8 protein-coding genes are annotated in these 13,750 nt (G+C 37.8%); 6 read left to right on the top strand and 2 right to left on the bottom strand.

The genetic code is table 11. From position 1 onward, the window contains the following. The first annotated feature begins 266 nt into the window (after positions 1 to 266). From rpoB to C7K43_RS10075, 6 genes are all read left to right on the top strand, one after another. Positions 267 to 3,884: a DNA-directed RNA polymerase subunit beta gene (gene rpoB / locus C7K43_RS10100; RefSeq protein WP_124006730.1), complete on the top strand. Its 3,618-nt coding sequence runs from the start codon at positions 267 to 269 to the stop codon at positions 3,882 to 3,884. A gap of 132 nt (positions 3,885 to 4,016) precedes the next feature. After that, a complete protein-coding gene (rpoC, locus tag C7K43_RS10095) occupies positions 4,017 to 7,676 on the top strand; it encodes a DNA-directed RNA polymerase subunit beta' (RefSeq protein ID WP_124006729.1) in 3,660 nt (1,219 codons plus the stop codon). Positions 7,677 to 7,808: 132 nt separating this feature from the next. Continuing rightward, entirely contained in the window at positions 7,809 to 8,480 is a 672-nt protein-coding gene (locus C7K43_RS10090) for a response regulator transcription factor (RefSeq protein ID WP_124006728.1), read from the top strand. A gap of 96 nt (positions 8,481 to 8,576) precedes the next feature. After that, positions 8,577 to 9,497 carry an ATP-binding cassette domain-containing protein gene (locus C7K43_RS10085; RefSeq protein WP_124006727.1) on the top strand — a complete coding sequence of 307 codons (921 nt, stop codon included), beginning with the start codon at positions 8,577 to 8,579 and terminating at the stop codon, positions 9,495 to 9,497. Continuing rightward, positions 9,490 to 10,347 (top strand): ABC transporter permease, encoded by an 858-nt coding sequence (locus C7K43_RS10080; RefSeq protein ID WP_124006726.1) that lies wholly within the window; start codon positions 9,490 to 9,492, stop codon positions 10,345 to 10,347. Before C7K43_RS10085 ends, C7K43_RS10080 begins: the two co-directional genes overlap by 8 nt. A gap of 12 nt (positions 10,348 to 10,359) precedes the next feature. Next, positions 10,360 to 11,295 carry a sensor histidine kinase gene (locus tag C7K43_RS10075; RefSeq protein WP_124006725.1) on the top strand — a complete coding sequence of 312 codons (936 nt, stop codon included), beginning with the start codon at positions 10,360 to 10,362 and terminating at the stop codon, positions 11,293 to 11,295. A 25-nt stretch (positions 11,296 to 11,320) separates the two neighbouring features. Here the strand turns inward: C7K43_RS10075 and C7K43_RS10070 are convergent, their stop codons facing one another. Both C7K43_RS10070 and C7K43_RS10065 read right to left on the bottom strand, forming a co-directional pair. Beyond that, the gene (locus tag C7K43_RS10070; protein ID WP_124006724.1) at positions 11,321 to 12,184 is read right to left on the bottom strand and encodes an ROK family protein; all 864 of its coding nucleotides are present in this window, start codon (positions 12,182 to 12,184) and stop codon (positions 11,321 to 11,323) included. A 15-nt stretch (positions 12,185 to 12,199) separates the two neighbouring features. Then, positions 12,200 to 13,573: a glycoside hydrolase family 1 protein gene (locus C7K43_RS10065; protein WP_124006723.1), complete on the bottom strand. Its 1,374-nt coding sequence runs from the start codon at positions 13,571 to 13,573 to the stop codon at positions 12,200 to 12,202. Between the last annotated feature and the right edge of the window lie 177 nt (positions 13,574 to 13,750).

Here is a 13,750-nt window from a genome sequence, read left to right as displayed (position 1 = left end):
AGCCTTGACGAAAACAAGTTGATTATGTATAATAAATAGTTGCAAAAACTATCTGAAGAAAATAATGAGCAGGAGCGAAATATTGTCCGTTCCGGCTTGGGAATAAAGAAACAAAAGTAGAAACTCATGTAGATGCTGTTCTATTTTTGGTTTTTTTTTGCCTAAAGTCCGCAAAAAATGCTTGATGTTACTTATATTTAATATTTGTAATTAAATTGTAATATTTTGGATAGCTTTTTTGAAAGACTTTTTAAGGGGTGAACAACTTGGCTGGACACGTAGTAGAGTACGGAAAACATCGCGAACGTAGAAGTTTCGCGCGTATCAGTGAAGTACTGGAATTACCGAATTTGATTGAGATTCAAACAAACTCTTATCAATGGTTTTTAGATGAAGGATTAAGGGAAATGTTTGAAGATATTTTGCCAATTGATGACTTTAACGGAAATCTTTCATTGGAATTTGTGGACTATGAACTAAAAACGCCAAAATATACAGTGGAAGAAGCACGGGCGCATGATGCAAACTATTCAGCGCCATTACATGTTACGCTACGTTTAACAAACCGTGAAACGGGCGAAATTAAGTCACAAGAAGTTTTCTTCGGTGACTTTCCGTTGATGACTGAACAAGGAACTTTTATCGTTAATGGGGCCGAACGTGTTATCGTTTCACAATTGGTCCGCTCACCAGGGGTATACTTTAATAGTAAAATTGATAAAAATGGTAGAGAAGGCTTCGGTTCGACGGTTATCCCTAACCGTGGTGCATGGTTGGAAATGGAAACTGACGCTAAGAATATTTCTTATGTCAGAATTGACCGGACACGTAAAATTCCAATGACAGTCTTAGTGCGTGCTTTAGGTTTTGGTTCTGATGATACCATTTTAGATATCTTTGGCGATAACGATTCTTTACGTAATACTATCGAAAAAGATTTACACAAAACAGCAACGGACTCAAGAACAGAAGAAGGCTTAAAAGATATTTATGAACGTCTACGTCCAGGCGAACCAAAAACGGCTGACAGTTCACGGAATCTTTTAAATGCTCGTTTCTTTGATCCGCGTCGTTATGACTTGGCCGCTGTTGGTCGCTATAAGATGAATAAGAAGTTAGATTTGAAAACTCGTTTGTTGAATTTAACTTTAGCTGAAACTTTGGCAGACCCTGAAACAGGTGAGATCGTCCTGGAAAAAGGAACAGAAATCTCGCATCAAGTAATGGAAGACACATTAGCTGAATATATTGATAATGGTTTGAACACGGTAACGTACTACCCATCAGAAGATGGTGTTGTAACTGATCCAATGACCGTTCAAGTATTTAAAGTATTCTCACCTAGTGATCCTGACCGTGAAGTAAATGTGATCGGTAATGGCTATCCTGAATCAAATATCCGGACAGTTCGTCCAGCAGACATTGTGGCTGCAATGAGCTATTTCTTCAATTTGATGGAAGGCATTGGGAATACAGATGATATTGACCATCTAGGAAATCGTCGTATCCGTTCTGTTGGTGAGTTATTGCAAAATCAATTCCGTATTGGTTTAGCTCGGATGGAACGTGTCGTTCGTGAACGGATGTCCATTCAAGATACTGATACATTGACACCACAACAGTTGATTAATATTCGACCAGTGGTAGCCAGCATCAAAGAATTCTTCGGTTCTTCACAATTGTCACAATTTATGGACCAAACGAATCCATTAGGTGAATTAACGCATAAACGTCGTTTGTCAGCTTTAGGACCTGGTGGTTTAACACGAGATCGGGCTGGTTATGAAGTACGGGACGTTCACTATTCTCACTATGGTCGGATGTGTCCAATTGAAACGCCAGAAGGTCCTAACATTGGTCTAATCAATAGTTTAGCTTCTTATGCCAAAATTAATAAATATGGTTTTATCGAAACACCTTATCGCCGTGTTGATCGGAGTACACGTCGTGTAACAGATAAAATCGATTATTTAACAGCAGATATTGAAGATAACTACGTTGTTGCACAAGCTAACAGTCCTTTAAATGACGATGGAACATTTACTAATGATGTCGTTATGGCACGTGCAACGAGTGAAAACTTAGAAATTACTACAGATAAAGTTGATTATATGGACGTGTCACCAAAACAAGTTGTTTCAGTCGCTACAGCTTGTATTCCATTCTTGGAAAATGATGACTCTAATCGTGCGTTGATGGGCGCGAACATGCAGCGTCAAGCTGTGCCGTTGATCAATCCGCAATCACCTTGGGTTGGGACTGGAATGGAATATATGTCTGCCCATGACTCAGGAGCTGCTTTGCTATGTAAAGCTGATGGTATTGCTGAGTATGTCGATGCAACAGAAATCCGTGTTCGTCGCGATAATGGCGCATTAGACATTTATCATATTACGAAATTCCGTCGTTCTAACTCAGGAACAAGTTATGACCAACGTCCGCTAGTAAAACAAGGCGAAAAGGTTGAAAAAGGTGACATCTTAGCTGATGGCCCTTCAATGGAAAATGGTGAAATGGCACTAGGTCAAAACGTATTAGTCGGGTTTATGACCTGGGAAGGTTATAACTATGAAGATGCGGTTATTATGAGCCGCCGTTTAGTTAAAGACGATGTCTACACTTCAGTTCATATTGAAGAATATGAATCAGAAGCTCGTGACACGAAATTAGGACCAGAAGAAATTACTCGTGAAATCCCTAATGTAGGGGAAGATGCATTAAGAGACCTTGATGAAATGGGTATTGTTCGGATTGGTGCTGAAGTTCGTGACGGGGACCTTTTGGTCGGAAAAGTAACGCCTAAGGGAGTAACAGAGCTATCTGCAGAAGAACGTTTGTTACATGCTATATTTGGTGAAAAAGCCCGCGAAGTTCGTGATACCTCGCTTAGAGTACCTCATGGTGGCGGCGGGATCATTCACGATGTGAAGATCTTTACTCGTGAAGCAGGCGATGAACTATCTCCTGGGGTTAATATGCTCGTTCGTGTTTATATTGTACAAAAACGTAAGATCCACGAAGGGGATAAAATGGCCGGTCGTCACGGAAACAAAGGGGTTGTCTCTCGCATTATGCCAGAAGAAGACATGCCTTTCTTACCAGATGGCACGCCGATTGATATTATGTTGAACCCATTAGGTGTTCCATCTCGGATGAATATCGGACAAGTACTAGAATTGCACTTAGGAATGGCTGCTAGACAACTAGGTATCCATGTAGCTACTCCTGTCTTTGACGGTGCAAGTGATGGGGATGTTTGGGAAACCGTAGAAGAAGCTGGTTTGGCAAAAGATGCTAAGACAGTGTTATATGACGGACGTACTGGCGAACCATTTGACGGTAGAATTTCCGTAGGTGTGATGTATATGATCAAATTGGCTCACATGGTTGACGATAAATTGCATGCTCGTTCAATTGGGCCGTACTCTCTAGTTACCCAACAACCACTTGGTGGGAAAGCACAATTTGGTGGACAACGTTTTGGTGAAATGGAAGTTTGGGCATTGGAAGCTTATGGTGCTGCTTATACCTTACAAGAAATCTTGACTTACAAGTCAGATGACGTAGTAGGCCGTGTAAGAACATATGAAGCTATTGTCAAAGGCGAACCGATTCCAAAACCAGGTATTCCAGAATCCTTCCGTGTGTTAGTTAAAGAATTGCAATCACTTGGATTAGATATGCGCGTTCTAGATAATGAAAAACAAGAAGTTGAACTGCGCGATATGGATGATGAGGATGATGATTTAATCACTGTTGACGCCTTAGAAAAATTTGCTGAAAAACAAAATGCTAAAAAAGTAGAAACAGATGCTGAAAGCAAAGAACCAGAAAAGAAACAATTTGATGAAGAAAATAATCCAGCAGATGCTCCTGTAGATTAAATAAAATCATTTTTTTGAAGAAAATAGGATTACTATTTATAAAAAGAAATTTTTATAAATAGTTGTCTATTTTCTCAAAAATACTTACGTTTTTCTGATCGAAGTTGCGAATTGAAATGGAGGGAACCCTTTTTGATCGATGTAAATAAATTCGAAAGTATGCAAATAGGCTTGGCTTCTCCCGAAAAAATCAGAAGCTGGTCTTATGGTGAAGTAAAAAAACCTGAGACTATTAATTATCGTACATTAAAACCTGAACGTGAAGGGTTATTTGACGAACGCATTTTCGGCCCTACTAAAGACTGGGAGTGTGCTTGTGGTAAATACAAGCGAATTCGTTATAAAGGGATCGTTTGTGACCGTTGCGGTGTAGAAGTTACTCGTTCGAAAGTTCGTCGTGAACGGATGGGACATATTGAACTAGCTGCTCCAGTATCACATATCTGGTATTTTAAAGGTATACCATCTCGTATGGGACTCGTTTTAGACATGAGCCCACGCGCATTAGAAGAAATTATCTATTTTGCTTCTTATGTTGTGATTGATCCAGGTAATACTAGTTTAGAAAAGAAACAATTATTGACTGAGCGCGAATACCGTGAAAAACGCGAACAATATGGTCAAGAATTCAACGCGGCAATGGGTGCTGAAGCTATTAGACAACTATTGGATAGCGTAGATTTAGACAGTGAAGCAGATGAATTAAAAGAAACATTGAAATCAGCTTCAGGGCAAAAACGGACACGAGCAATTCGCCGTTTGGACATTTTGGAAGCTTTCCGTACCTCTGGAAATGAACCTAGCTGGATGGTTATGGACGTTATTCCTATTGTTCCACCGGATTTACGTCCTATGGTGCAATTAGAAGGTGGTCGTTTTGCTACTTCTGATTTAAATGATTTGTATCGTCGTGTTATTAACCGTAATAACCGTTTAAAACGTCTGCTAGATTTGAATGCGCCTAATATCATTGTGCAAAATGAAAAAAGGATGCTACAAGAAGCAGTAGATGCCTTGATTGATAATGGTCGCCGAGGCCGCCCTGTTGCAGGTCCAGGAAATCGTCCATTAAAATCACTTTCTCATATGCTAAAAGGGAAACAAGGACGTTTCCGTCAAAACTTGCTAGGTAAACGGGTAGACTATTCCGGTCGTTCGGTTATCTGTGTGGGGCCGTTCTTGAAAATGTATCAATGTGGATTGCCTAAAGAAATGGCAATTGAGTTGTTCAAACCTTTTGTTATGAGAGAATTGGTTAAACGTGAATTAGCTTCAAATATTAAAAATGCTAAACGTAAAATTGAACGCCAAGAAGACGATGTGTGGGATGTATTAGAAGATGTCATTAAAGAACATCCTGTACTATTAAACCGCGCACCGACGCTTCACCGTTTGGGTATTCAAGCTTTTGAACCAGTTTTAGTTGAAGGACGCGCTATTCGTTTGCATCCTTTGGTTTGTGAAGCTTATAATGCCGACTTTGACGGGGACCAAATGGCTGTTCACGTACCGTTAAATGATGAAGCACAAGCTGAAGCTCGTTTGATGATGTTGGCTGCTCAACATATCTTAAATCCAAAAGATGGTAAGCCCGTTGTTACGCCTTCACAAGACATGGTTTTAGGGAACTATTACCTAACACTAGAAGAAGCAGGACGTGAAGGGGAAGGTATGATCTTCCGTGATTTGGATGAAGCAGTTGCTGCTTGGAAGAATGGCTATGTCCACTTGCATTCACGTGTAGCTGTTGATCCAAATCGCTTGGGTGATAAACCATTAACTGATTTCCAAAAAGATCGTTTGTTAATTACAACTGTTGGTAAGATTATTTTCAACTCGATCATGCCACCAGAATTTCCTTATTTGAATGAACCGACTGATTTTAATTTAACTGTCCAAACACCAGATAAATATTTTGTTGAAGCGGGGACCGATATTCCTGCTCATATCAAAGAACAAGATTTGATTGGACCATTCAAAAAAGGGAACTTAGGGGATATTATTGCCGAAGTCTTCAAACGTTTTAAAGTAACGGAAACGTCACGTATGCTTGACCGTATGAAAGATTTAGGTTATAAGCATTCTACCCATGCTGGGATCACAGTTGGTATTGCAGATATTACAGTGTTACAAGATAAAGATGACATCATTTCTGAAGCACATAAACAAGTGGCAAATGTTTCAAAACAATTCCGTCGGGGATTAATTACCGATGATGAACGTTATGAACGAGTGATTGATGTTTGGAATGAAGCCAAAGATAAAATTCAATTGAAATTAATGAAATCTCTAGGTACTCAAAATCCGATCTATATGATGTCTGATTCTGGTGCTCGGGGGAATATTTCCAACTTTACCCAACTTGCTGGGATGCGTGGTTTGATGGCTGCACCAAGTGGTAAGATTATGGAATTGCCTATCATTTCCAATTTCCGCGAAGGGCTGACTGTTTTAGAGATGTTTATTTCTACTCACGGGGCTCGTAAAGGAATGACTGATACGGCCTTGAAGACTGCCGACTCAGGTTACTTGACTCGTCGTTTGGTCGATGTAGCACAAGATGTTATCATCCGTGATGATGATTGTGGAACAGACCGTGGCCTTGACATCGAAGCGATCAAAGAAGGCAATGAAATTATTGAACCATTAGAAGAACGTCTTGCTGGTCGTTATACCAGTAAAGCTGTTTATCATCCTGAAACAGGAGAAGCAATTGTTGGAGCAGATCACTTGATAAGTGAAGTGGAAGCCAAACAAATCGTAAATGCAGGAATTGAAAAAGTTTCGATTCGTTCAGCATTTACTTGTAACTCCAAACACGGTGTCTGCCGTCATTGTTACGGACGCAACTTAGCTACTGGTACAGAAGTAGAAGTTGGCGAAGCAGTGGGTACAGTTGCTGCGCAATCTATCGGTGAACCTGGTACTCAATTAACTATGCGTACTTTCCATACTGGTGGGGTTGCTGGAGACGATATTACTCAAGGGTTGCCACGTGTACAAGAAATTTTTGAAGCCCGTAATCCAAAAGGGGAAGCTGTTATTACTGAAGTTACAGGTGAAGTCACTGAAATTGCAGAAGATGCGGCTACTCGTGCTAAAGAAGTTACGATTACAGGTGAAACAGATACACGTACGTATACCGTTCCTTATACAGCTCGTATGAAAGTTGAAGAAGGAGAACGAATTCATCGTGGAGCTCCACTTACAGAAGGTTCAATCGATCCGAAACACTTATTGCAAGTACGTGATGTGATTTCTGTTGAAAATTATTTATTGCATGAAGTTCAACGAGTTTATCGGATGCAAGGGGTTGAAATCGGCGATAAACACGTCGAAGTAATGGTTCGTCAAATGTTACGTAAAGTTCGTGTGATGGATCCAGGAGATACAGATATCTTGCCTGGTACAATGATGGACATTGCGGACTTTAGAGACCAAAACTATAAAACCCTAGTTGCAGGCGGTATTCCTGCTACTTCTCGTCCAGTATTACTAGGTATCACGAAAGCTTCTCTGGAAACAAACAGCTTCTTATCTGCTGCTTCCTTCCAAGAAACGACACGTGTACTGACTGATGCGGCAATTCGTGGTAAACAAGATCCACTTCTTGGATTGAAAGAAAATGTTATTATTGGTAAGATCATTCCAGCTGGTACCGGAATGCCTCGTTACCGTAACATGGAACCAAAAGAAGTGAATACTGCCAGCGAAAATGTTTACAGTATTTCCGATATTGAAGCACAAATGGCTGCAGAAGATGCTTTAAATGAAACACAAAGCGAAAAATAATAGCATGTAAAAAAACGTCCCGCTTGTTTACAAGTTGGGACGTTTTTTTTATCCATATGATGAAGGAAGCTTTCTTTTTTTGTTTCTACACGCTAAAATGCAAATAGACTAATCATAGTAAGGTGAATAATGATGAAGAAAATCTTGATAGTAGAAGACGATAACAATATTAATAACTTATTAAACGATTTACTTGAAACAGATTATCAAATTACGCAAGCTTTTGCAGGTTCTGAGGCTAGGCGAGTATTATCCAATGATACCTTTAATTTAATTTTACTAGATTTAATGTTGCCGGGTGTCAGTGGAGAAGAATTAATTGCTGAAATTCGTTCTAAAAAGACTACGCCAATTATTGTTATTACTGCAAAAAACGATCCTACCGTTTTATCTGAAGTATTTGATGCAGGTGCCAATGATTATATAGCTAAACCTTTTAATACAGTTGAGGTAACAGCAAGAATAAGGAACCAATTACGAAGACATTCAATTGATGAAACTGAACAATCTATTTTAACAGTGGGTAATGTTAAGATGGATGATGAAACACATGAAGTCTATTACCAAGATCAATTAGTGTCATTGACGCAAAAAGAATACGAACTATTAAAATGCTTTTTGCTACATCCTAAAAAAGTTTTTACAAAGGCAAACTTGTATGAAACCATTTGGCAAGAATCCTATTTCGGTGATGACAACACAATAACAGTTCATATCTCGCGCTTACGTAACAAGTTTCAAGTATTTACAGAACAGGAGGTTATTAAAACTATTTGGGGCGTAGGTTTTCAGTTAAATATATAGTAAATTTAATACTTTTGTAAGATTTTCGATAGAGTTTTGAAAGTTCTCCAACCTATGATAAAGATAATCAAAATAAACCTCAAAGGAGAATGAGTCATGGAGAACCTATTGGCAACACGTTCCGTTACGAAAACGTATGGTAAGCAAAATGCCTTACATGATGTATCAATCCATGTGAGACCAGGAGAAGTGTATGGGCTTATTGGTAAAAATGGGGCAGGTAAATCGACTTTATTTAAAGTAATTATGGGACTTGCTGCACAAGATAATGGTGAGATTTCGATTTACAACCAGCCTTCTATAGAAAATTTAGTAGGCGCTCAAAAAAATATTGGTTTTATGTTCGGTTCACAGTTTTTTCCTTATTTAAACGCTAGAGAAAATCTAGTATATACGTGTAAATTAAAGGGGATCACTGATAAAACAGAAGTCGACCGAGTATTAAAATTGGTTGAGCTAGATCAGGTAAAAAAGAAAGTTAAAACATTTTCTATGGGGATGAAACAACGATTAAATATCGCTAATGCGTTAGTAGGTAAACCCGATTTAATTATTATGGATGAACCTATCAATGGCTTAGACCCACAAGGAATTGCTAGTTTCAGACATTTGGTACAAAAATTGAACCGTGAACAAGAAATAACGTTTTTGCTTTCTTCTCATATTTTGGGAGAATTAGGATTAATGGCAACCCGTTTTGGTTTTATTCATGATGGGGAGTTATTAAAAGAGGTTGATCGTGAAACGTTGTTAGGAAAAACAGAAGATCAAGTAATTATTAAAGTGGATAATACAGAAAAAGCAACCTATTTATTAGAGGATCAGTTATCTTCCTTGGATTATGTAGTAAATGGAGACAAAGAGATTGTTCTTTCTGATCACATTGATGAAACAAATAAGATCGCCAAAATTTTAGTGGATGGTGGACTTGAATTGTATAAATTAACCCCACATCAACAAACTTTAGAAGAGTATTATCTTTCTCTTGTTCAAGAAGGAGGTCAAGCCAATGTTTAATTATATTAAAGCCGACCTTTATCGTATTTTTCATAAACGGAGTAATCAGTTGTATTGGTTAATTTTGGCAGGTTTATTTTTAACCTTCGTTATTTTTGGTTCGGAAAATGCTAATTTTGCAGATAATAAAAGTGAACTTACCGAGTTGTATTTTTCAGTAGCAGTGATGCCACTTGTTTTGTTTGGTCCTTTAATTATAAGCCCTCAATTTTATTATGCAGTTTACCTCGATGAGCTTAATAGTAAAAGTTTTGTGCGCTTGTTTAGTTCCGGTTTGCGCAAAAGTGAGTATATTGTAGCAAAACTAATTAGCTCACTTGTTTATATGCTTGTTGTATTTCTCTTTTTAGCGGTGGCTTATGTTGGTGGTTTCGGTATAATCGCATTACTAAATAATGGCGCTTCCTTTTTTACATTGGATCAAATTGGGCTGTTGCTTAGTTTAGTTGCCTATTTAGGGCTATTTACAATTGCATTTTCTTCTTTGACAAACCTAATTACTTTGAAATTGCAAAGCGGTAATATTTCATTATTTTTATTTTTTGTTTTTTCAAATGGAGTTATAGCTAGTGTTATTGGTTGGCTGAATCGCTTGCCAATTTTACGTAATTTTGATTTCAATCCTTATTTGCTTTCGACAAATATTGGAGAAATACAAACTGCCCTGACAAACGGAATCTTTTATGGACAACAAGGGCAACCAAGTAACCAACCGCCTAGTGCACAAGCAGCCTTAAAAATGATAAATTCAATTGGAGTTCAACCGTTTATTATTATTGGTATTTATATTATTACAACAACAATGATTTCATTTTTTATCCTGAAACGTTCTGATGTCAAAGAAAATTAGTAGGTGAGTTTTGTGGTATGGATTTTATTTATTAGTATCGGTATTAATTTGTTACTAATCGTGTCTTGGATTTTTTATTATCATGAATTAAAAGGTATGATTAGACAAATTAAAATAATCAAACAAGGAAATTCTCATGCACCTTTGAAAAGAATTGGTTTTTCACGGCGCAATCAACAATTAGTTGAAGAAGTGAACGAGTTAATTCTTTCTTTTAACCAAACAACAAAAGAAAATAAACGGATGGCTAAACAAAGTAAAGAGATGATAGCTTCGATTTCACATGACTTTAGAACACCATTGACTTCGATGATCGGTTATATTCAAATGCTTGATAAAACCACGATGGGCACCCGTGATTTAAAATATTTGTCAATCATTGAAGAACGTACGTATTTAATTTCGTCACTTATCGATGAATTTTATTTATTAAGCTTGTTGGACGCCGGTGACTATAAAATTCATAAAGAAGCAATTAATCCTATTACGTTAATTCAAGAACAAGTAGCAAATTACTATGAAGAGCTTTCCGCTACTTTTCCCACAATTGATATCGAGTTAGCAGATGAACTGATTGTTGTTCAAACAAGTCGCGTTGATTTTGAAAGAATTGTCCAAAACTTAATTAAAAATGCCTTTATTCATGGCGCTCAATATTTCAATATCCGCCTAGAAAAACAGGAAGAAAAATTAAGTTTTATCTTTGAAAACCAACTTTCTGATGGACAAAATATCGATGTTGCCCGTTTATTTGATCGGAATTATCAAAGTGAAGGTTCTCGTGGGGCTGATAGTTCAGGACTTGGTTTAGCTATTGCGCAGCAGTTAGCAGAAAAATTAGATTTTTCTTTATCTGCGCAGCTACAAGAGAATTCATTACAGTTTCGTTTAGATATCTGTTTAGATGCTTGGAAAATTAGAAACATCGAAAAAACGCAATATGCCTAAAAAGTAGGTAAGCGGATCTGCTTACCTACTTTTTAGGCATATTTTCAAAATTTAGCGCTGCACCGATTAAATTTGCGTTATTTTGATAGTGGCACGTTTTAATTTCAGGCAAGATAGCAGAGATCCCTTCGTCTGTTAATAAATTTTGCAAACGCGTCTGGAGTTCTTCAGCTAATTCACTACGAGCAGAAATGCCACCACCGAGGATGACCATTTCAGGGTCTAGCGAAACTTGAATATTATAAAGGCTGTCAGCTAAATGGTTATACATTGACTCAATAGCTTGTGTAGCTCGTTTATCACCTGCATCTTTTTGTTCAAATAATTCAAGTCCAGTTAATTTGTTTCCGTATTGTTTGGAAAAGCGAGCTGCTGTATTAACAGCTGTCCCATTGTAGCTTAACGTTTTGCCATTTTGATTATGCATTAAACCAAATTCACCGCCGAAAAGATGGGCGCCTTTGTATAATTCACCATTAATAAAGATGGCTCCGCCGACACCAGTACCGATAACGAGAAAAACAGCATTTTCAACATTTTTTCCAGCACCCAATACCATTTCGCAAATCCCCGCACAATTGGCATCATTTTCAATAGTCACTGGTAACCCCAAATGAGATTCCAATTCATCATAGATGGGCCGTTGATGAATATAAGGGATCGCACTGATCCCATCGATTCTTCGCTGTGTAACATTAACAGCGCCCGGAGCGCTAAATGCTACTCCGGTCATTTGATCTTTGTAAGGAGCAATGGTTTGTTGAAGTTGTACTTTTAAATTTTCAAAGGTAGTTGGCGTAGTAAAATGACCGACTTGATTGATCCTTTGTTGATCCCATAAGCCGTATTTTACGGACGAACCACCTAGGTCAAAAACTGCAAGACTCATCTTGTCCCTCTTTTCTTAATAACCGTTATTTTGAGCGGTTTCTCTATACCATAATCCGCTTTTTTTCAACTGACGTTTAAAGTTATTCTCTAACTCTAAACGATAAAAACCATAACGGTTACGGTAACCATTTAACCATGACCAGCAATCAATGAAGGTCCAAGTATGGTAGCCAAAGCAATTGCTACCTTCCTGGATCCCTTGGTAAAGATAATCTAAGTGTTCTTTCATAAAATCAATCCGGTAGTCATCTTGAATCATGCCTTGTTCATCTAAAAATCTTTCTTCATTAGCAACGCCCATGCCATTTTCACTAACGTACCAAGGGAAGTTGTTGTATTCATTTTTCATCATCATAGCAACATCATAGATTGCTTTAGGGTAAATTTCCCAACCACGATAAGGATTAATTCGTTTTTCTGGCCAATCGTAAGGCGCAAATAAGTCGTCCGGTGTTTGAGCCGGAAAGTTAGGATTCACTGGCGCCTGTACACGTAGTGGTTGATAATAATTCAAACCAATAAAATCTACTGTATTTTCTTTAATCAAACTCGTATCCGTTGATACTGTCTTGGGAGTTAGATCATGTTCCTTGATTAATTGGATTAAATCATTAGGAATCGCACCTTTTACTGCAGGGTCTAGAAAGCTTTTCATGGTTAGTAGATCTGCATTTTCTTTGGCTATTTGATCAGCTTTATCATCACTACGTGCATAAGCAGGTGTAATATTTAAAATAATGCCAATACTACCTTCAGACATAATCTCACGGAAGGCTTTTACGGCACAAACATGGGCTATTAATGTATGGTGGCCCACCTGAATTGCTTTTTTGAAATCATGAATAGCTGGATAATGTGCCCCATTTAAATAACCACACTCGATATGCACGATAGGTTCGTTAAAAGTAGTCCAGTCGTTTATTAAATCACCAAATAATTCAAAAGCAGTTTTGGCATAAAAAGCAAATGCGTCGACAGATTCACGTGTTTCCCAGCCACCTTTTTCCATTAACCACATAGGCATATCGAAATGAAACAAGTTAATGATTGGTTTCACGTCATTTTTGATAATTTCTTTGAAATAGTTACGATAAAAAGTGACCGCTTCTTGATTGACGTTTTTACCATCGGGAAGAAGTCGCGCCCAAGAAATGGAAGTACGAAATGAATTTAAACCAATTTCCTTCATCCGCTTACAATCTTCTTGGTACATTTCATACATATTAGATGTGTTCGCAGGGCCTTGATTTTCATGGAATTTCTCAGGACTCGTTTTAAACCAATAGTCCCAAGTGGTTGCTGATTTTCCATCTTTTAAACTGTGACCTTCTGATTGTGGGGCCGAGGTAGCTGAACCCCATAAGAAGTTTTTCGGGAATGTTTTCATACTTTTTCCTCCAATTGTAACTGAGTAATTCAAAATTTTTTTTAATAAATTATTGGATAAGCGCTGCTTATCCCTGTTCAACCAAACTTTTAATAAAAAAACACCTCTATCCCCCTTTATTTGGTAGAATGAAGTTGACTAAAAGCTACACAAAACCAAAAAGAAAAGGTGATAGAG

The sequence above is a fragment of the Tetragenococcus koreensis genome, assembly GCF_003795145.1.
Taxonomy (GTDB): Bacteria; Bacillota; Bacilli; order Lactobacillales; family Enterococcaceae; genus Tetragenococcus; species Tetragenococcus koreensis.
Note: the sequence above shows the minus strand (reverse complement) of the source record. Positions and strands in the feature narration are given on the sequence as shown.

Excerpts from the sequence above, each read along its gene's own strand:
- C7K43_RS10090 (WP_124006728.1), top strand. The coding sequence starts at position 7,809 with ATGAAGAAAATCTTGATAGTAGAAGACGATAACAATATTAATAACTTA.
- C7K43_RS10085 (WP_124006727.1), top strand. The coding sequence starts at position 8,577 with ATGGAGAACCTATTGGCAACACGTTCCGTTACGAAAACGTATGGTAAG.
- C7K43_RS10080 (WP_124006726.1), top strand. The coding sequence starts at position 9,490 with ATGTTTAATTATATTAAAGCCGACCTTTATCGTATTTTTCATAAACGG.
- C7K43_RS10070 (WP_124006724.1), bottom strand. The coding sequence starts at position 12,184 with ATGAGTCTTGCAGTTTTTGACCTAGGTGGTTCGTCCGTAAAATACGGC.
- C7K43_RS10065 (WP_124006723.1), bottom strand. The coding sequence starts at position 13,573 with ATGAAAACATTCCCGAAAAACTTCTTATGGGGTTCAGCTACCTCGGCC.